Origin of the sequence: Christiangramia sabulilitoris, from assembly GCF_007050985.1 — a bacterium.
Classification (GTDB): domain Bacteria; phylum Bacteroidota; class Bacteroidia; order Flavobacteriales; family Flavobacteriaceae; genus Christiangramia; species Christiangramia sabulilitoris.
Map to the genome: position 1 here is coordinate 562,140 of NZ_VHSF01000003.1, position 19,868 is coordinate 582,007.

Annotated in this window: 25 protein-coding genes and 1 tRNA gene; 11 read left to right on the forward strand and 15 right to left on the reverse strand. The window is 38.9% G+C overall.

Features of this window, described 5'->3' with window-relative positions; genetic code table 11:
* Positions 1-68 precede the first annotated feature (68 nt).
* From FGM01_RS12645 to FGM01_RS12705, 13 genes are all read right to left on the reverse strand, one after another.
* Positions 69-551, reverse strand: coding sequence for an ExbD/TolR family protein (locus FGM01_RS12645; RefSeq protein WP_143411530.1), 483 nt, complete (start codon positions 549-551; stop codon positions 69-71).
* A 30-nt stretch (positions 552-581) separates the two neighbouring features.
* Complete coding sequence (locus FGM01_RS12650; RefSeq protein WP_143411531.1) at positions 582-1,190, reverse strand: ExbD/TolR family protein; 609 nt, start codon at positions 1,188-1,190, stop codon at positions 582-584.
* Between the two features lies 1 nt (position 1,191).
* Positions 1,192-1,629 carry a hypothetical protein gene (locus tag FGM01_RS12655; protein WP_143411532.1) on the reverse strand — a complete coding sequence of 146 codons (438 nt, stop codon included), beginning with the start codon at positions 1,627-1,629 and terminating at the stop codon, positions 1,192-1,194.
* Positions 1,630-1,642: 13 nt separating this feature from the next.
* Positions 1,643-2,446: a MotA/TolQ/ExbB proton channel family protein gene (locus tag FGM01_RS12660; RefSeq protein WP_143411533.1), complete on the reverse strand. Its 804-nt coding sequence runs from the start codon at positions 2,444-2,446 to the stop codon at positions 1,643-1,645.
* A 67-nt stretch (positions 2,447-2,513) separates the two neighbouring features.
* Positions 2,514-2,601 (reverse strand) — tRNA-Ser (locus FGM01_RS12665).
* A 62-nt stretch (positions 2,602-2,663) separates the two neighbouring features.
* Positions 2,664-3,692, reverse strand: coding sequence for an asparaginase (locus tag FGM01_RS12670; protein WP_143411534.1), 1,029 nt, complete (start codon positions 3,690-3,692; stop codon positions 2,664-2,666).
* Entirely contained in the window at positions 3,682-4,818 is a 1,137-nt protein-coding gene (locus tag FGM01_RS12675; protein WP_143411535.1) for a 1-acyl-sn-glycerol-3-phosphate acyltransferase, read from the reverse strand. Before FGM01_RS12675 ends, FGM01_RS12670 begins: the two co-directional genes overlap by 11 nt.
* 49 nt (positions 4,819-4,867) lie before the next feature.
* On the reverse strand, positions 4,868-5,635 hold the full coding sequence (locus FGM01_RS12680; protein ID WP_143411536.1) for a TatD family hydrolase: 768 nt from the start codon (positions 5,633-5,635) through the stop codon (positions 4,868-4,870).
* A 109-nt stretch (positions 5,636-5,744) separates the two neighbouring features.
* A complete protein-coding gene (locus tag FGM01_RS12685; protein ID WP_143411537.1) occupies positions 5,745-6,188 on the reverse strand; it encodes a QcrA and Rieske domain-containing protein in 444 nt (147 codons plus the stop codon).
* 26 nt (positions 6,189-6,214) lie between these two features.
* Positions 6,215-7,123, reverse strand: coding sequence for a DUF5777 family beta-barrel protein (locus FGM01_RS12690; RefSeq protein ID WP_143411538.1), 909 nt, complete (start codon positions 7,121-7,123; stop codon positions 6,215-6,217).
* Positions 7,120-7,677 (reverse strand): YceI family protein, encoded by a 558-nt coding sequence (locus FGM01_RS12695; RefSeq protein ID WP_143411539.1) that lies wholly within the window; start codon positions 7,675-7,677, stop codon positions 7,120-7,122. Before FGM01_RS12695 ends, FGM01_RS12690 begins: the two co-directional genes overlap by 4 nt.
* A gap of 101 nt (positions 7,678-7,778) precedes the next feature.
* On the reverse strand, positions 7,779-8,825 hold the full coding sequence (locus tag FGM01_RS12700; RefSeq protein ID WP_143411540.1) for a flavin-containing monooxygenase: 1,047 nt from the start codon (positions 8,823-8,825) through the stop codon (positions 7,779-7,781).
* Positions 8,826-8,878: 53 nt separating this feature from the next.
* Positions 8,879-9,376: a DUF456 domain-containing protein gene (locus tag FGM01_RS12705; RefSeq protein ID WP_143411541.1), complete on the reverse strand. Its 498-nt coding sequence runs from the start codon at positions 9,374-9,376 to the stop codon at positions 8,879-8,881.
* Positions 9,377-9,484: 108 nt separating this feature from the next.
* Between FGM01_RS12705 and FGM01_RS12710 the strand changes: the two genes are divergently transcribed.
* The 4 genes from FGM01_RS12710 (at position 9,485) to FGM01_RS12725 (ending at position 13,128) form a co-directional block, all read left to right on the forward strand.
* The gene (locus FGM01_RS12710) at positions 9,485-9,850 is read left to right on the forward strand and encodes a BlaI/MecI/CopY family transcriptional regulator (RefSeq protein WP_143411542.1); all 366 of its coding nucleotides are present in this window, start codon (positions 9,485-9,487) and stop codon (positions 9,848-9,850) included.
* Positions 9,847-11,190 carry a M56 family metallopeptidase gene (locus FGM01_RS12715; protein ID WP_143411543.1) on the forward strand — a complete coding sequence of 448 codons (1,344 nt, stop codon included), beginning with the start codon at positions 9,847-9,849 and terminating at the stop codon, positions 11,188-11,190. Before FGM01_RS12710 ends, FGM01_RS12715 begins: the two co-directional genes overlap by 4 nt.
* 237 nt (positions 11,191-11,427) lie before the next feature.
* Positions 11,428-12,594, forward strand: a complete 1,167-nt coding sequence (locus tag FGM01_RS12720) for a tetratricopeptide repeat protein (protein ID WP_143411544.1) — start codon at positions 11,428-11,430, stop codon at positions 12,592-12,594.
* A gap of 60 nt (positions 12,595-12,654) precedes the next feature.
* Positions 12,655-13,128, forward strand: a complete 474-nt coding sequence (locus tag FGM01_RS12725; protein WP_143411545.1) for a hypothetical protein — start codon at positions 12,655-12,657, stop codon at positions 13,126-13,128.
* A 172-nt stretch (positions 13,129-13,300) separates the two neighbouring features.
* On the opposite strand, the gene FGM01_RS12730 is transcribed toward FGM01_RS12725, so the two are convergent.
* Positions 13,301-13,591, reverse strand: coding sequence for a YciI-like protein (locus FGM01_RS12730; RefSeq protein ID WP_143411546.1), 291 nt, complete (start codon positions 13,589-13,591; stop codon positions 13,301-13,303).
* 169 nt (positions 13,592-13,760) lie between these two features.
* Entirely contained in the window at positions 13,761-14,906 is a 1,146-nt protein-coding gene (locus FGM01_RS12735; protein ID WP_143411547.1) for a glycosyltransferase, read from the reverse strand.
* A 97-nt stretch (positions 14,907-15,003) separates the two neighbouring features.
* On the opposite strand from FGM01_RS12735, the gene ruvC reads away from it, so the two are divergent.
* The 7 genes from ruvC to FGM01_RS12770 all read left to right on the forward strand — a co-directional run bounded on the left by ruvC (position 15,004) and on the right by FGM01_RS12770 (position 19,800).
* The gene (ruvC, locus tag FGM01_RS12740) at positions 15,004-15,558 is read left to right on the forward strand and encodes a crossover junction endodeoxyribonuclease RuvC (protein WP_143411749.1); all 555 of its coding nucleotides are present in this window, start codon (positions 15,004-15,006) and stop codon (positions 15,556-15,558) included.
* The gene (locus FGM01_RS12745; protein WP_143411548.1) at positions 15,558-16,286 is read left to right on the forward strand and encodes a DUF3667 domain-containing protein; all 729 of its coding nucleotides are present in this window, start codon (positions 15,558-15,560) and stop codon (positions 16,284-16,286) included. The genes ruvC and FGM01_RS12745 overlap by 1 nt, the downstream gene beginning before the upstream one ends.
* The gene (gene hemW, locus FGM01_RS12750) at positions 16,283-17,407 is read left to right on the forward strand and encodes a radical SAM family heme chaperone HemW (protein WP_143411549.1); all 1,125 of its coding nucleotides are present in this window, start codon (positions 16,283-16,285) and stop codon (positions 17,405-17,407) included. Before FGM01_RS12745 ends, hemW begins: the two co-directional genes overlap by 4 nt.
* A 294-nt stretch (positions 17,408-17,701) precedes the next feature.
* A complete protein-coding gene (locus tag FGM01_RS12755; protein ID WP_143411550.1) occupies positions 17,702-18,451 on the forward strand; it encodes a cyclase family protein in 750 nt (249 codons plus the stop codon).
* Positions 18,451-18,801 carry a DUF4260 domain-containing protein gene (locus tag FGM01_RS12760; protein ID WP_143411551.1) on the forward strand — a complete coding sequence of 117 codons (351 nt, stop codon included), beginning with the start codon at positions 18,451-18,453 and terminating at the stop codon, positions 18,799-18,801. The genes FGM01_RS12755 and FGM01_RS12760 overlap by 1 nt, the downstream gene beginning before the upstream one ends.
* A 1-nt stretch (position 18,802) precedes the next feature.
* A complete protein-coding gene (locus tag FGM01_RS12765) occupies positions 18,803-19,417 on the forward strand; it encodes a DUF4230 domain-containing protein (RefSeq protein ID WP_143411552.1) in 615 nt (204 codons plus the stop codon).
* A gap of 98 nt (positions 19,418-19,515) precedes the next feature.
* The gene (locus FGM01_RS12770) at positions 19,516-19,800 is read left to right on the forward strand and encodes a GIY-YIG nuclease family protein (RefSeq protein ID WP_143411553.1); all 285 of its coding nucleotides are present in this window, start codon (positions 19,516-19,518) and stop codon (positions 19,798-19,800) included.
* Positions 19,801-19,868: the final 68 nt, after the last annotated feature.

Sequence of the window (19,868 nt, forward strand, 5' to 3'; positions counted from 1 at the left end):
ATTAAATATAAAAAAACATCCTGTCTGAATTAACAGACAGGATGCTTAATATAATTAAATCGAAAAGATTATTCAACGTTCTGCTGAGCATCACCAACCACAGTAGTGTAGTTGATCTTGAGCGCTTCAGCTTTTCTCAATTCCTGTTTAATATCAGAAACTAGACCCATATTCGTCTCTTCATCTACTTTAAGAGCAGTAGTGAGGTAAGGAATTAATTCCTCTCTCTTAGACTCTCTTTCAGCATAGATAAATTGCTGTACTTCTTCAACACTGGCGAATTTATCATTTAATTGAATTCGGGCTTCTGTTCCATATTGAGCCTGGTATCTTTTGCTAGGTTTCCCGGCATAGATATACATGATCAAATCTTTCTTATCAAGTTTTTCAACCTGATCTGCAAATGGTAATTTATTTTGAACCATCAGAGTGTTCTGACGCATTACCGTTGCCACCATAAAGAAAAATAAGAGCATGAAAACGATATCAGGTAAAGATGCCGTACTAATGGCAGGCAAATCTCCAGACTTCTTCTTTTTAAATTTAGACATAATTAAAGTCGTTTTCGTTTGTTAAAAGCTCTAGCTTGTTGGTTCGGCTTCAGATAACTTCTGTGGGATCATATTGGTAATTACATCGATCTTTTCTTTCAACACGTCTTTATTGCCATTGTAATTAGGATCGTTGTAATTTTTCTCCATTTGAGTAAATGTCATCCCGTACATTCTCTGAGCTTCACGATCTCTAAGCTGGTTATAAGCAGCCACAAGTTCATTCTGCACAGCAATGTAAGTTCCATATTCTGTTCCACGGTTATTCACCAGGGAAATAATAGCCTTTTGAGGATTTACTGAAGAATTTGGATCTTTAGCACCCTGACAGAAGCTACATGCCTCATCACCAGTACCAGCACCATTATCTAAAAACTCAACGGCTGCTTCCTTTAATTCAGAAAGTTCCATCTCCTCATCTTCCACCAGCAACTGATTGTTACTATTTACCAGTACGGTAAAGATGTTTCGTTGTTTAATAACCGGAGGCTCCACTTCTTCAGGTTGCCATGGCGGTAATTTCCTGCTTATCCCGCTATCTGTCTCAATGGTAGTAGTTACCAGGAAGAAGATAAGAAGCAAGAAGGCGATATCTGCCATGGACCCGGCGTTAACTTCCGGTGCTGATCTCTTTGCCATATTATTTAGCCAATTTTTTAATTCCAGAGAATACCATCGAAGCGATAGCTATTCCGGCAAGGATATAGAAAGTAATTAAACCTGCTCCTACCCAATGATCGCCAGATGCTGAAAGCATGCTACCGTCTTTAAGTTCCTTTGCTGTACCGTCACTTAATACATAAGCTACGACTACGATCACTAAAAATGATCCTATAGCAATTATCGTGTTCTTAATATTGCCTCTGAATAAACCTACGATCACAAATATTGCAACTAGTACAACGACTGCAGCTAGTACCAAATAAGCAATCCACATATAAGGGTCTAAATGACTCCCCTGAAGGTCTGCCGAGGCTTTAATGGCATCGTCTCCGGTGGCGATAATCCTTCCCAGAAGGATCATACCTATAACACCAAGAGCGAGTGCCAGATATTTTAATATTTTATGTAAGGTCATAATTTACTTTGTCTTAGATTCTTTTTTTATTCTTGTAAGCTACCAACATATCAATAAGTAAGATAGAAGCGTCTTCCATATCGTTAACGATACTGTCTATCTTAGCGATGATATAGTTGTAGAATATCTGAAGAATAATCGCTACGATCAAACCAAATACTGTAGTAAGAAGTGCTACTTTAATACCTCCTGCCACAAGTGATGGCTGCATATCTCCAGCTGCCTCAATACGGTCAAAAGCCTGAATCATCCCGATTACAGTACCCATGAAACCAAGCATTGGAGCCAGTGCGATAAATAAAGAAACCCAAGATACGTTCTTTTCAAGTTGTCCCATTTGAACACCACCGTAAGCAACTACTGCCTTCTCTGCAGCTTCGATGCTTTCGTCTGCTCTGTCAAGACCCTGATAGTATATAGATGCAACAGGTCCTTTTGTATTTCTACAAACTTCCTTAGCTGCCTCAACACCACCACTATTAAGAGCGTCCTCAACATCCTGAGCAAGTTTCTTAGTGTTAGTTGTAGATAGGTTTAAAAAGATAATTCTCTCAATGGCAATGGCCAGACCAAGAATTAAACACAACAGAACGATCCCCATAAAGGCAGGACCACCTTCGATGAAACGTTTTTTAAGCTCCTGGTGAAAACCAAGTTCTTCTTCTTCCAATTCATCACCGGCCATTGCTTCCTCGTCATCCTGTACAAAGGTCACAATCGTTCCTGGCAAAGTATTCACACTGTTAGCCGCCTGTAGATTGTAGGCCCCAAGAACCGTAATCGCGGCGATTACCAAAATAGAAAATAATCTTTTCATTACTGTTTGTCTTAATTTAATTAGTTAAAGGGTTAAAGATATAAATTATTTTTAATAAAACACTTAGCAGAGAGGAAGGGATTCGAACCCTCGATACGCTTGTGACGTATACACACTTTCCAGGCGTGCGCCTTCGACCACTCGGCCACCTCTCTGTTTTGTTAGGGCCGGCAAATAACAAAAAAAAAACGTCCCCGTCAAGTACCAACCGTTAATTTTAGGACATTTCCCCTCTTAATGAGGTTTCATAGATCGTCCTGAATACTTTAGGCGATAAATCTTTACCTAAAAGATACATCAATTTTGAGACCGCAGCTTCTGTAGTGATGTCTTTTCCGGAAACCACCCCTATCTTTTTTAAACCAACACTGGTTTCATACTGGCCCATCGTAACACTTCCGCCAATACACTGAGTAACATTCACGATCCTGAGACCGTTTTTTATTTTTTCCTTAAGTATGTCCAGAAACCAGGGAGCATTGGGAGCATTTCCGCTGCCATATGTTTCAAGGATCACCCCTTTCAGGTTTTCTTTGGATAATATATGCTCTACAGTACTTTTAGTTATTCCTGGGAACATTTTTAATACAAGAACTTCCTTCTCAAAACCTGTATGCAGCTTGGTTTTTTGCTTGCGGTTTGGCTTCCATAATGAGTTGTAATTAACCGAAAGGTAGACCCCAGATTCTGCCAGAGCCTCATGATTCATGGAGGCAAAGGCCTGAAAATGCTCAGCATTCACCTTGGTTGTGCGGTTGGCCCGGTACAATTTATATTCAAAATACAATCCAACTTCTGAAATGACGGGCCTGCCATTTTTCTGAAGTCCGGCTATCTGAATGCTCGTTATAAGATTTTCCTTGGCATCGGTCCTAAGATCTCCTATGGGCAACTGAGATCCAGTAAATATAATGGGCTTGGTAAGATTCTCGAACATAAAGCTCAATGCCGATGCGGTATACGACATAGTATCACTCCCGTGCAAAACCACAAAACCATCATATTCACTATAATGTTCATCTATCGTGCTGGCTATCCTTTCCCAGTACTCCGGGTTCATATTAGAAGAATCTATAGGATCATCGAAGCTAAGTGTTTCTATCTCATGCTCCAGGATCTTTAGCTCGGGTATATTCTGTAAAAGCTCATCAAAATTGAAAGCCTTAAGGGCTCCAGTATCATAGTCTTTAATCATACCAATGGTTCCACCGGTATAAATCAGTAAAATCCTGGATCTATTCTTCATTTAAAGACATTTTATTGACCACGGGATTAGCATACATCAATAAATAACTGTTTAGTGCAAGCGGATTTTTTACATCTACCCTTCTGCTTACGCGTCTGTCGAATTGTCTTTTTTCCTTTTCAGTATAACGATCTTCAAACCTGGTTTCATTCTTCAGCAGATCGTAGGCGATATAGTTGGCTGGCCACAATTTGTAATTGCGGTAGATAGCATTATCTATTAATGAGGAAACTTCTTTTAACTGATCATTAATAGACAGACCTTTTTCCCTGATCGCATCAAAATCCTCTGATGTTAATACCGGGCCTGCATTGATCTCTATACGACCTTTCTGCCCCATGGCCCCCTGCATGATACTATTAAAGTCTTCATTGGCAGATTTCTTATATTCTTCCTGCTTTCTTTTAGCCAGAACTTCCGGCATTTTAAGCATATCTGTTGGATCGAATTCATAGGAGATAGCTACCGGAACGATCTTTAGCCTGGCGAAATAATCAAGAATATCCATATCTCCCTTAGCCATTCCCAGCATCTTTAAAACTCCCTGCTGGGTGAAATCATTCCCATCCTTGGTTCTTCCTTCTCTTTGCGCCATCCAGACAGATCTCTTATCTTCCACCAATAACTTTTTTATGTATTCTGAAAGCTTAAGAGAACTCTTCAGCATTTCCCGCGGACTTTGATTACGCAATACAAGAAAGTTCCGATTTAACCTGGAGAGAGCCATAAGGAATGGCTTTTGTACAAGATTATCTCCAATTGCCGAGGCAGTCATCACCATATCGTGGTCATGAAGCGTATAATTTATTAAAGATGTATCCAGGATTATATCACGGTGATTCGAAATATAAAAATAGGACTCTTTTGGATCCAGTTCTTCAAACCCTATATCACTTAAGCCTTCGCTGGTCTTCTCGAGGACCTTTTCCACACTAAGGTAAATTACCTTGCTTTGAAAGTCTGAAATTGAGTGGCATTCATTCACTATAGCCTGAATATCGCTAAAGGCCATATCTGGAAATGTAAATTGTAATAAAGCCTTTACCATAGGATGTTTCACGTATTCACGCAGAGCATCATTTACCTCTTCATCCTTATAGAATCTTATATCATCAAAATTTTGCACCTATATTCAAATTTGTTTGACAAATGAACAAAAATTCTGTTTAACAGCTTTAAATTCCGAATATTTCCTTGGAGTTTTTTGTAGTCACTTCTGCTACCTTTTCGATTGGTAAATTGTAAAGATCTGCTAACTTTTCTGCTACCTTTAATATATAGACAGGGTCATTTCTTTTTCCACGGTAAGGTTTTGGTGCCAGGTAGGGAGCATCTGTTTCCAGGACAATATCCTCTAAAGGGATTTGAGTTATAAATTTATCTATACCTCCATTTTTAAAGGTAACTACCCCACCAATCCCCAGTTTCATATTAAAGGACAATGCCTTTTGCGCCTGTTCTAAATTTCCGGTAAAGCAATGAAATATCCCAAAAAGCTTATCATCTTTCACTTCTTCAAGGACTTCAAAGATTTCCTCAAATGCATCACGACAATGGATCACTATAGGTAAATTCCTGTCTTTCGCCATCTGGATCTGTCTTTTAAAAGCTTCTTTCTGTATATCCAGGGTAGATTTATCCCAATACAGGTCAATCCCTATTTCACCAACAGCATAGAACTTTCGCCTATCCAGCTCTTCTTCTACATGCTTTAATTCCTGCTCGAAGTTCGCCTTAACATGAGTGGGGTGAAGCCCCATCATTAAAAATATATTCTCCGGAAATTCTTTCTCCAGATCATACATACTTTGGGTGGTTTCAGAGTCTATGGCGGGAATAAAGAATCTTTTTACCCCATTATCTACAGCTTTTTGGATCGCATCCTGGCGGTCGCCATCAAAAGCGTCACTATATAAATGAGTGTGAGTATCTGTAATTATCATAACTGCAAAAGTAAGAGAAGAAAGCAAAAGGATAAAACAGAATTAATTAATCGCACAGGAATTACCCCCGGAAATATTCCGGGAAATGCATTAACAAGGAAATTTTATTTTAACCTATAGTAGCAGTAATGGTATTGCCACTAATACTGGTAGAGTAAACACGAAGATCCCTGGTATTACCTGAAACACCCTGGGGACCTCTTATTACATCACCATCATCCTCATACCTGGCAAAATGCAGTTGACACTCAATATACCCCTGGTCTTCCTGCCAAACCAACTGGCCTCCCTGATGCGGACAAACCGACTCGGTGGCCACAAAATCTGCAGAAGTATTACCCTCTCCAATCCTGAAGAATAATACCCCGTTGCTACTTATTTGATCACCCACCTCGACTAAATTCGAAAGACTAACGGCAACCGTGGCAGGACCTCCGTTCCCTGGAGGGTTGGGGGCAGGACTGCTGTCATCGCCGGAACTACAGGCAGACATTACACATGCTCCCGAACAAGCCAGCAAAACTCCCTTAACTATAAATTCACCTCTTTTCATAATTCTGGATTTAATAAGTTCAACAATTAGTTAATAGTTCTTTTAGGCCCTAGATTAAAATTTCTTGAAATCATGAAGCCAAATCTAACTCCACCATCTGTCCAGGATTTAGTCGTATTAGGGATAAAATTATTAGCAATAATCGCCTGCGAATTTTGGAAATTTAATGCAAATACGTGACCTCCCGTTTCTATCTCAACGCCAACACCAAAAGGATTATAGTAATCGATACCCAGGTCGTCTGGCCTGCTTAGACCATTAACAATGGTATAATCGGCAATAATTGATATTCTCTTAAGTATCTTTACCCTTGCCCCGAATCCAAGCGAAAAAAGATTATCTGAATCTTCAAAATCCTGAACCTGTGCTTCTGGCCTAATCAGGTATCCGGGATTAATCATAACAGATACACCGGGACTGAATTTTCTGGCTATGATCACCTGCAGGAAATGGGAAATTCGGTCTAATTCTTTATCGAATTCGTTGCTTGAAAAAGGCTCCCTGGTTATCCAGCTGCTTTGTCCAAAGAGTGTGACAGACAAAGGCATACCTTCCTCTTCCTGCCAGAGTAGCCTGTATTTTACCAGACCACTATAGGATTCATTAAATTTGCTTCTACCAATCCCCACGGTTAAGGCATCTGTTATCCCATAGTCAAAACCGAGGTACAGATCTGTTGCAACATCAAGACCGAATAGGGTATTTGAGCCTCCAAATTCACCACCGATATCTCCAAACCTGTGACCTACCCAAAAAGCTAGGTTTCTGGCTTTCTGGGTTTCGTTGGTTTGCAGCAATACCAGCCTTGGACTCTTAAAGGTAGCTATGGTCCTGAAGTCTTTTTCTTCATTAAGAGTAGCCATCAAACTATCCACATCCTGGGCATACAAACCAGAACAGGATAAAAGGAATACCAGCAAATAAATTTTTTTCATGGTTTGATAATTTGATAATTGGCATTTACGGTGACCTCTATCACCTCTGCTATATTCTCCCAAAGTAATTTTGGGATCCTGATCTTATGATCCTTACAAGCGACTTCAAATTTTGAATTAAGTCTCAACTGTTCTCCATCTTTAGAAATCTGAATTACCACGGGTATCTCTCTTTCCCGAGTTACCCCGTGAATTGTAAGATCTCCTTTAATGATCAATTCCTGAGAATTTGACGAGCGGGAATCAAAACCTCCTGAGATCTGCCCCTTAAAGATCGCGTCTGGAAATTTTTCACTTTCCATATAGTTTTCATTGAAATGCTCCTGCATAAGAGCTTTTTCGAATTTGAATGACCTTAGCTTAACCTTGAAGGAAATGGCCCCGTTATCTATATTTAACACCGAAACTCCATCGTTGGAAACAGCTTCAATATCTTCTACTGGTGCTGAAGAAAAAAAAGTTATTTCGGCATTGGTTGTTTGATAGAATTGAGCTTTTGCCGGAGCAAAACTCCCGATGAGGATGGACAATATTAGAAGTGGCAAGAGACGCATTTCAAATATTTACGAAATAAAAAAGGGTATAGTTTTGCACTATACCCTAATAAATTTATGTATTATTTGTTAATAAACGAATTATTCCTCGGCTAAATCATTTATCCGCCTGCATTGTCCTGAATATAATCTGACAAATATTTAGCATCTTTCTTTATTCCTCCTAAGGTTGCAGATCCTCTGGTATGTAACCACGGCAAGCCAATAAAATAAAGCCCTTCAATATTACTAACACCACGGTAATGCTCGGGATAACCATTCTTGGCCAGCTCCAGGCCTTCAATCCAGCTGAAATTTGGCCGGTAACCGGTAGCCCAGATAATATTCTTCAGATCCTTTATTTTTTTCTTTTCGGTTTGGATCAACTCCCCTTCAGCATCTTTGGTTTTGCCAACCGGCTCCACATTATCTCTCTCGAGAATTTCTTTTACCGGCGTTCCAATAACCGGCTGCCTGGATTTGGAAATTTTTTTCCCCAGCCAGGTATCCCGGCTAAAACTTAAGAATCCAGATTTAGTGAACCACCACCATAAGGTCTTTCCCAGTATCTCCTGCGGAAGAACTTTTACATCTGTAGTCCCGGAGAAATAAACGCCCCGATCATCCTGGGAAACCTCATCCAGGATCTGGAATCCGCTGTCTCCTGCTCCCACTACCATGGCTTTACCTTCTTGCAGCTGCTCTGGATTTTTATAATAGTTACTGTGTATCTGAAAAATATCCTCGTCTATCTTTTTGGAAAAGGGCGGCGTATAGGGAATATGGAAAGGCCCGGTTGCAATCACCACGTTCCTGGCTTCAAGATCTCCCTGCGGACATTTGAGAATAAAATGTCCTGACTCCTTTGATATATTTTCTATAAAAGTGTTGAGCTTGATTGGAAAATCGAATTCTTCAACGTAGTCTTTAAAATATTTCGCCACCTCGGTTTTTGAAGGATAGTGTCCTTTTTCTGCCGGAAATTCCATCCCTGGCATATTATTAAATTCCGAAGGAGTGAATAAAGTAAGAGAATCCCATCGATTTAGCCAGGATGCACCAATTTCAGACTCTTTATCTACGACCAGGAAATTCTTTCCCTGTTCTTTAAGATAGTAAGCCATGGCCAAACCGGCCTGGGCAGCACCAACTACAATAAAATCCAACATTCCTTTTCTTTTTTGCAAAAGTAAGGCTATTTAAAGGTTTCTGAAAATGGCTGCTAAAAGAAGAAATCTTTATAAATCCAGAATTTATATATGAAGAGCAAAAGAAATGCAAAGGCCACTAAGAACTCCATAAAACTGGAAGCCAGTAAGCCTACAAATGAACCAAAGGCAGCTTTGCCGGCTGTTTTAGAATCACTTTTATTCAGGATCTCTCCTATGAATGCTCCAATGAAAGGAAAGATTAGAATAGCAAACGGAATTGGTGCAAAAATCCCAATGATCAAACCAATGGTAGCGCCAATCATTCCTTTTCTGCTACCTCCAAATTTTTTGGTCCCCATAGCCGGGATTACCAGGTTCAGAATATAGATCAATAGAGCCACAGCCAGGGTTATACCCAGAAACCAGTAATCTATCTCAATTCCCGGGATTAAGTAAAGAATCAACAAACCCACCCAGCTTAATGGAACTCCCGGCAACACCGGCAGGAAACTTCCCAGCAGTCCCAGGATCATAAATATGCCCGCAATTATTAATAATATTAATTCCATTTTTTGATTTTGAATGGACGAATATAATCAACTTCAGAAAATTTTTGAACTAAAGAATTAGTTAAAACTAAATTATTAGTTTATATTAGCAGAACCAAATTCATACAAATGAAACAACTCACCAAAGCAGAAGAAGAGATCATGCAGATCTTATGGGAGCTTAAAGAAGCTAATGTTGCCGGAATTATAGAGAATATGCCTGAGCCAAAACCTGCTTACAACACGGTTTCTACCATTGTGAGGATCCTGGAGAGCAAGGGTTTTGTAGATCATCGCCAGAAGGGAAAGGGATATATCTATTTTCCTAAACTTGAAAAAGAGACTTACAGCAACCAAAGCATCAATCAGCTTATGAATAACTATTTCAATGGATCTTTTAAAAGCATGGTAAGTTTTTTCATGAAGAAAAATGACCTCAGCACAAGTGAGCTGGAAAGCATTATGAAAGAAATTAACAAAAACGAAAAGTCATGATCCATTATATACTGCAGGTTTTGTTTTTCCAGCTTTTGTTCTTGCTGGTTTACGATCTCTTTCTGAAAAAAGAAACATATTTTAATTACAACCGGCTTTACTTACTGGCTACTCCAGTTCTGGCATTATTCATCCCTTTCCTGAAAATGGAATTTCTGGCAGAAGCCATACCCCAGAACACCGGTATCTTGTTACCTGAAGTATTTTTAGGAAAAAAACCTTCTTCTGAAATTGGCACTCAGGCAGCTATGCAAATAAACTCCGGATTGGAGATAAACTGGTGGTATCTTAGCTACTTCGCTGGATTTGCCGTGAATTGTTTCCTTTTTCTGAAAAAATATCAAAGCCTTAACCGGCTATTCCGATTCAGAAAAATTACCGAAGAGAAGGATTTTAAGATCATCGAAGTACCAAATTCGAATATAGCCTGTACTTTTTTAAATACTATTTTCCTGGGAGATCAGCTATCAGAAATTGAAAGATCCCAGATTCTTTCTCATGAAGTGGTACATGTAAAACAAAAACACAGCCTGGATCTGCTATTCTTTGAGATGATGAGAATTGTTTTCTGGTTTAATCCACTTATCTACATCTACCAGGCGCGCATTGCCGGACTACATGAATTCATTGCAGATGATGAAGTAATAAAGACCACCGACAGGCAATCATATTATCAACAGTTGCTTAATACCGCCTTCAACACTCAGAATATTTCATTTACAAATCAATTTTATAGCCATTCATTAATCAAAAAACGAATACTTATGTCACAGAAAAATAAATCATCCCAGTTATCAAAATTCAAATTTTTATTGCTTGTTCCTGCCATACTGGTTATGCTGACTTATGTTGCATGCTCAGATTCCCAGCAAGCAGATTCTGAAGAAGAAACTATTCACGAAACCACAAATGAAAACAGTGAAGACCTGGATCAAACCTTGAACGAGTTGAAAAAAATAAATGAAGAACAGGAAAAAAGTCAACAATATGCGTATGCAGAAATAGATAAAGCTCCTGCTTTTACAGGATGTGAAAATTTAAATGGAGATGCCAGGAGAAATTGTACAACGAGAAAGATTTCTGCCTACGTAGGCGAAAATTTCGATTCTTCTTTAGGAAAAAAAGCTGGTTTAACGGGTACCAACCGAGTGATCGTAGAATTTAAAATCGATGAGAAAGGTAATATTGTGGATGTAACTTCAAAGGCTGCCCATACAAGCCTGGAGGAAGAAGCAAAAAGAGTAATTTCAAGTTTACCGCAAATGCAACCCGGAATTCACAATGGCAATCCGGTTAGTGTGAAGTATGCACTGCCCATAGTTTTTAAAATAGATGAATAAATTTCACCTGCGTATAGAAAATAAAAACGGATTCATGACTAAGACATAGTAATGAGATCTATTGAAGCGTATTATTCGGTAAGTCTATTCTAATGACCAAACTGGAAATTATGATTACCAAAAACAAAATTTGAGAAATTTCAAAACCAAATAAAGATCACCTCCAACTCGTGGTTCTGAAAATAAATAATAAAGCCCCTAAGGATTCTTTATCCAGACAGGATTAATCAAAAGTTTATGCTACGACCTAAGAAAAAAGTCATGCCTGGCTACCTACTATTTATAATACTATTGCAGGTAACCATCTCAAAAGCTCAGCCAGAAAGTACTAAAATTGCCGATAGCCTCGCGGCCGTAGGAAGACACAATACAGCAATCGAAATGTTACAACAGGAAAATCCTAAATCTGTCTCTATCCTGCTCAAATTGGCTAAATTTCAACAGGCTGCAGGCAAGACAGAAGATGCCCTACTAAATTACCGCAAGGTGCTGGTCGAAAATCCCGATCGTATTCTAACTGTCCTTGATTATGGCGAATTACTTCTTGAGTCTGGAAAACTTGAACAGGCAGATAGTATTTTCAACAATCTAACCAAAGAATATCCAACTAATGCTGGTTTTACTTACAGATTAGGCCTTACCAGAGAAAAAAGAAAAGACAGCACTGCCATGGAGCTATTCTTTAAAACCATACAATTGGATTCTACCCATCAGGGAGCGTTATATAAAACAGCAAAACATCAGTTGAAAACGGGAAAATCCAACAATGCTATTTCTTTATGTAAAACAGGTTTAAATGTACGTCCCAACAACGTCTCTTTACTTTCAATTCTGGGACAGGCCTATTTTTCTAACTTACAATTTGGGAAAGCAATTAAACCTTTCAGGCAACTCATAGATATGGGGGAAAGTTCAGAATTCATTCTGGAAAAACTAGCGATTTCTTATCGCCAGACTTCCCAAGTTGATAAAGCTATTAAAACTTATAAGATGATTTTGGATATCAATGATGCAAATAGTGCAGTTCATTCCAACCTTGGCGTAATCTATTTAAACAAAAATGAAATCAGAAAAGCACAGCAACATTTTACCATGGCACTTCTTATTAAAAAGCAACCTGTAGATCGCGAATATCTTAATCTTGGTCTTACCTATAAAAGACAGGAGGATTATAGAAGCGCATACCTTAGCTTTACCAGGGCCCTGGAAGAGAATCCGGAAAACGAACGGGCGCTATTGGAACAGGCCATTGCCGCTGATGCTCATTTTGAGGATAAAGAGGAGATTTTAAAGTTATATCAGAATTACCTGAATAATTACCATGAGGAAGGCAGAAAAGATATGCTTTCGCTTGCCGAATACAGAATTAGTGAATTGAAAAAGGAAATACATATGGCCGAATGACATATTTTTTTCCTAAGCTCCTATATTTCACTATTTTTGAAATCCGAAAGCGGATTGCCAATGAAAAAAGTTCTACTTTTTGTATTTACTTTAATACTTACCTCCTGCAATTTTGAAACTAAAAAGATCTCTGCAGAAGATGTTTTTAAGGAGGAATCGCGGTCTTTGAATTGGAAAGAAGTTGATGAATATCCTGCGTTCGAAGACTGCCAGCAAAAATCGGGGCTCAAGGCTGCTAAAATTTGTTTTGAACGCCAGGTAGCCACAACAATTTATTCCTTTCTGGCTAGTCAGCAACCCGTCGTTACCGAAAGCATTAATGATACTATCATTCTATACCTCGAGATCACAAAAGAAGGGAAACCTCAGATAGATTCAGTTTTAATAGATTCCACCGTAACCAGGCAGCTTCCAGACATAGAACTATGGTTAAGACAAAGCATAGATTCACTTCCAAAGATCTATCCTGCAAGTAAACGCGGCATCCCGGTTTCAACCATGTTTAAAATGCCCGTAGTAGTAAAGGCTGAATAAACCGAAGTTCGAATTTAGAAGGAAGAAGTTGGAATATAAAGAGATTTGGAAACGTCACCCTGAACTTGTTTCAGGGTCTCAAAAAGATGCTGAAACTTCCGAAGCATCGGGATAGCATGACGAAGTCCCAACTATTGGATTTTTTCATTTCGAACAAAGAGAAATCTCATTCTCAATTCTGAATGTTACTACCTACCACGGCGTTCCATTTTCTAACGGTCCATTCCTTGATCAAACCGTTTTTCACATAAGGATCATTCTTTGCAAAAGCAGTTGCCGCATCCTCATTTTCGCTGCGAAAGATCAGGTATGCCTCATCTGCCGGTTCATCAAGTGCTCCACCCAGAACAAGCTCACCTTTCCCGGCAGCTTCTTGGGCCATCTCCAGATGTTCAGCTCTATACTGACCTCGGTCTTGAAGATAATTATCGGCTAGTTTGTAATTAAGTATGTAGTAATTCATAATTAAAATTTTTAAGTTTCTTCTATTAAGCTGACGTCACATAGTCCTGATTCCTCGGGAGTTTAATTGTTTTTGGTTGAGATGCTGAAACTCCCGAAGCATCGGGACAGCATGACGAAGTAATATTAATTTTATCATTTCTAACGAAGTAAAGGAATCTCATTCTCAATTACTTTTTAAACCTTCTCCCCTTCCAATCATAACCTCCAGATAGCGAAGCGACAGCCACATACACTGTAAAAAAAGGATAAACGATGCTGCACCAGAAATAATGACGCATTAAGCTCTCCCGGTTCATGAATTTTGCGGCCTTGAAAATCAGGATAAAATCCACATTAAATTTGAGAAGAAACACCAACATTAAGTACCGGTAAGAGAATAGATCCAGAAAGGTTAAAACCATAAAAAAGATTAGAGAAAAATTCATTAGGAAAACAATAACACCGGTAAACTTTGCCAGTATACTGGTATAGGAAGAAGTTTTTGCAGCCCAGCGTATCCGCTGGCTGATCAGGCTTCCAAGGCTCTCCTGATAATTGGTCAAAACACCGGCTTTCCTCGATTTTATAAAGAATAGCTTCTTACCCTGCCTACGGAATGTCTGCAATAAAAAAACGTCGTCTCCACTAGCAATCTCACTATTTTCAGTAAATCCGGCTTTCTGTAGGAAAGTTTCTTTTCTATAACAAAGATTAGCAGCATTACACATAAAGGCTTTATCGATCCCAAAAGCTCCAATAGTAGATGCCTGCAAACTCATAAAATCCATCTCCTCAAAATTTTGAAAATATGGTCTTTTTTGAACGGTTCCGGAAGAAGCAAAACCAACCGGTGCTGCAATTAATTCAGGTTTTTCCAGCTGAATGACCTCATCAAAATAATGCAGCCAGTCTGCAGGTAATATACAATCAGCATCGGTGGTTGCGATGTAATCAAATCTGGAAACTTCAATAGCTGTAAGTATCGCGTCCTTTTTTGGGGAAGCACTTCTCCTTTTATTCTCCAGCAATTGAATATTAAGCTCCCGAAAGTCATGTTGAAAAATTTCTGCTAACTGTGAAGAATGGTCGGTCGACTTATCATTAACCAGTATGATCTCAAATTTTCTACCCGGATAATTCAGGCTGGTCAGAGAGTTAAAAAGCCGTGGCAGGTTATGGGCTTCATTGCGGTAAGGGATTATAATGGAAAATGTATTTTCCGCAGGCAGGCCTTTTAAATCAAAATCTGGCAAACGCTTCCACCCGTAAAGGAATGAAATAACAAGCCCCAGGTAGGCAGCTGTAATAAGTCCGAAAAAGATCAGTAAAAGCATAACCGATTAGTTTGATGCTGCCAAAGCAGAATTGTTTAGCTTTGTGAATGTCCCAAATTAGGTAATTTTAGTGAGCAAATCTTCGGAAAAATCAGTTTTGAAAGGCGAAAGGATCATTCTCGGCATCGACCCGGGAACTACTATTATGGGTTTCGGACTCATAAAAGTGGAGAACAAAAAGATGAGTTTTATCCAGATGAATGAACTTCAATTGAGCAAATACAGTGATCACTATAAAAAGCTGAAACTGATCTTTGAACGCACTATTGAACTTATAGATAATTATCATCCTGATGAGATCGCAATCGAAGCTCCTTTCTTCGGAAAGAATGTACAATCCATGCTGAAACTGGGACGGGCGCAGGGAGTAGCCATGGCCGCCGGGCTATCGAGGGAAATTCCTATCACAGAATATCTTCCCAAAAAGATCAAAATGGCCATTACCGGTAATGGAAATGCCAGTAAGGAACAGGTGGCAAAAATGCTGCAAAGTCAGCTTAATATTGGAAAGCTTCCCAAAAACCTGGATGCTACAGATGGTCTCGCTGCCGCGGTTTGTCATTTCTATAATTCCGGCAAGACCGAAATAGGAAAAAGCTATACGGGCTGGGATGCGTTTGTAAAGCAAAATGAAAAAAGAATAATAAAGTAATGAGTGGCATCTGTAATAATTGTGGCGCCAGACTGTCTGGGAATTATTGCTCAACTTGCGGCCAGCGTGCTAAAATTGGACCCATTACGTTTTCAGAACTACGGGAGGATTTTTCTCAAAGTTTATTTTCTGTAGAATCTCCTATAGCAATTACTCTCAAAACTTTATTTCTAAAGCCTGAAAAACTATTTTCTGAATATTTGAATGGTAGTAGAAAAAAATATTACCGCCCGGTTGCATTTTTCATTTTAATGACGGCATTATACCTCCTGGTTAGATCACTAATAGGTTTTGAAACAAATATGGACACCATTGCCACGGTAGATGAGAATACAGCCGATGTACAAAAGGAGGCGACGGTATTTATGATCTTAAATATCAATAAGTTTTTATTTCTACTGGTATTTGGGCTAGGCATCTCATTAAAGCTCTTTTTTTATAATCGCTTGCGTATTATTGAGTATTGGGTGATAGCCTTTTATATCGCAGGGATTTATACTTTGCTTACCATTTTTGGAACGGTCATTACAGTTTATGGCAGCAAGCAAATCCAGCCTGTAATCATCCTTTTAGCATTAGTTTATTTTATCTACTGCTGCATTAGATTTTTTGAGGGTAATAGATTTGTGATAGGAGTTAAATCATTTCTGGCGTTTCTCATCGCCATGTTGATCTATGTAGCAGGAAGTTTCGAATTATCCTATCTTATCGTCTCCTATATAATATGAGCGGAATTTACATACATATTCCTTTTTGCAAGCAGGCCTGCCATTACTGTGATTTTCATTTTTCCACTTCCACGAAGAAGAAAACAGAGTTGGTAGAAATGCTCTGTAGGGAACTGGAAATTAGGAAGGACGAAATAGGACAGAACATTCAAACCATCTATTTTGGTGGAGGAACTCCTTCCCTACTGAATTTTGAAGAATTAAATTCCATCTTCAATGCAATCTATAAGAACTTTAATGTTTCTGAAAACGCCGAGATCACTCTGGAGGCAAATCCCGATGATCTTTCAGAAGAAGTGATCAAAATGCTTGATGCTTCTCCGGTAAATCGATTAAGTATTGGAGTTCAGTCATTTTTTGAAGAGGACCTTAAATTGATGAACCGGGCTCATAATTCTGAGGAAGCATTGAGCTCTCTTCAGCTAGCAAAGCAATATTTTGATAATATCAGTATCGATCTTATCTACGGGATTCCCGGGCAATCCAATGAACAATGGATAGAAAATTTAAACAAAGCCGTTGAGCTTGGTATTCCACATATTTCAAGTTACGCGCTCACCGTAGAACCAAAAACCGCCCTTGAAAAATTCATAGAAAAAGGGAAAGTCAAGCCTGTTGAAGATGAAACTTATCGGGAACAATTCGATATTCTGGTAAACAAGCTCAGCGAAAACGGATTTGAGCATTATGAATTTTCGAATTACGGAAAACCGGGTTTTCATTCTCAGAACAATATGGCTTACTGGCTGGGAAACCCTTACCTGGGAATTGGTCCATCAGCCCATTCCTACGATGGTACTTACAGAAAATGGAATATCAGTAATAATACGCTGTATATAAAAGCCATTGAGGCCGGAAATCTACCTCAGCAAACCGAAGAACTTTCCACCACCGATTCTTATAACGAATATGTAATGACCCGGCTGCGAACCAAATTCGGTGTTTCCACAGATGATATTCAGCAAAAATTTGGAGAAAAATACCGTGATCACTTTTTTAAGGAAACCGGTAAATTCCTGGATGACGGACTCATGGAAAAAATTGGAAACACTTTTCATATTACCACAAAAGGAAAATTCCTTAGTGACGGGATCGCAGCAGATCTTTTTTATATTGATTAAAACCTCACTTACTTAATACTTTCGTCACCCTGTCCCGAAGCTTCGGGAGTTTCAGGGTCTCCTGAGATGCTGTAATCAAAGATTCAACGAAGTTAAACAAGTTCAGCATGACGCACTGCTTTATACCAGTCATTACTATCAAAATTGATCAGGAGTCTCAGGGCCTCATAAGATGTTGAAAATCCCGAAGCTTCAGGAAAACATGACGATTTTATCAAAATCGAGATAAATCTCAATTGTCCATTGTCAATTATCAACTAACAATACTACATTTGTTAGGACCAATCAAACAACATGTTAGCGAACATAAGCCATCACGGTAATTCATATAAAATAGATTTCTCTCATCCACTCGATATTTCCATCAGTCTACGCGGGGATAATAAGAATCCAATGGCCTGGTATTTAAAGCATCCGGAGATCGAACCTGTAATTGATGGTGATTTTATTGGTAAGGTGAGCAAGGGATCTTCGGTGAATTTCAATAATATCTGGTTTAATCCGCATGCTCATGCCACGCATACCGAATGTGTGGGCCACATTAGCAGCGAAACACATACTATTCAGCAACATTTGAAAACCTTCTTTTTTAAGGCGGAACTTATTTCTATTGAACCTCAGAAAAAAGGAACTGATCTCGTTTTCACTAAAGAGCAGTTACAAAAGAAACTAAAAGATTTCAAGGCTGAAGCGCTTGTGCTGCGAACACTTCCGAATTATATCGGGAAGATCTCTAAAAATCATTCGCATACCAACTGGCCATATATTGAGGAAAATGCCATGATCTATATTCGTGAATTAGGCATTAAACATTTGTTGACCGACCAGCCTTCAGTCGACAGGGAAAAAGATGAAGGGAAGCTACTTGCTCATCGGGCCTTCTGGGATTATCCTAAGAACACCAGGTTTGATGCGACAATTACAGAATTGATCTATGTTCCGAATAAGATCGAAGATGGAGATTACTTCTTAAATCTTCAACCCGCTTCGTTTGAAAATGACGCCGCTCCCTGCAAGCCGGTATTGTATAAAATTATTGAGTGATGAAAACTACCATAAAACTAGAAGAACTTGCCATGCTCCTTCTGGCAACCTGGGCATTTAGCCTTCAGGACCTCAGCTGGTGGTGGTTCATTGGTTTGTTCTTCGTACCAGATGTTGGAATGCTGGGCTACCTTATTAATAATAAATGGGGCGCTTTATTCTATAATTTCTTTCACCTTAAAGGCCTGGCGATTGTCATTGGCTTAACTGGATATTATCTTAAATTGCAGGAACTGGAAGTTGCCGGCATTATTTTGTTCGCGCATTCCAGCTTTGACCGCTTGCTTGGATACGGATTGAAGTTCGAAAAAGGCTTTAAATTTACACATCTGGGAGAAATAGGAAATTAATATGGAATTACTCTTTATAGGTTTGGCCATTGGCGCCGTGGCAGCATACTTCATTTTTGCAGCTTTTAATAAGGAACGCTCAAGATCAAAGACCAGCGAACAATCAGTTGTTTTAATGGATAAGATCAAAAGTGTTTGCAAATTCATTACCGTGGAAGGCGATTTTTCTGAGATCTATCATTATGAAAATCTGAAGGAGAAATATCTTAGCCTCATCCTCGGAAAGAAAAAAGCCATTGTCCTGGTAACTGCTAAAGCGCATGTAGGTTTCGACCTGAGTAAGATCAGGATGGATAGTGACAATGAGAATAAAAAGATCATCCTCACCAATTTTCCGCAGCCGGAATTGTTAACTATTGAAACAGATTTCAAATATTACGACAAACGTGAAGGATGGGCAAACCCGTTTACAACTTCAGATCTAACCGATATTAACCGTGACGCGAAAAAGACCATTGTAGATAAGATCCCTCAAAGCGGGCTGCTGGACAAAGCGAAAGCTGAAGCTTTGGATACTATTCTTCTCATGGAAAAGATCGTTGAAACCATTGGCTGGAAACTGGATTACACGGCTCTGACGATTGAAAATACTGAAAACAAAAAGATTGAAAAGTGAAATTAGGAGATGCTGTAAATAGTTAGGTATAACGCCTAATATTTTAATTTGTTTTACCACGTCACCCTGAACTTGTTTCAGGGTCTTTCTTTTAAAAAATGAAAAACAGTTATACTTATATACTGGCAAATAAAACAAGAACTGTACTTTATATAGGCGTAACTTCTGAATTGAAATCAAGACAGATACAGCATAAAAATGGTGAAGGATCAATTTTCACAAGAAAATACAAAATTTACGACCTGATGTATTTCGAAGAATTTTCAGATATTAATCAGGCAATAGCAAGAGAAAAACAATTGAAAAACTGGCATAAGGATTGGAAATTGAATTTGATCAAAACTGAAAATCCAGAGATGAGAGATTTATTCTCTGAACTATGAGATGCTGAAACAAGTTCAGCATGACGATTACCAAATACCATTTTGAACGTCACCCTGAACTCGTTACA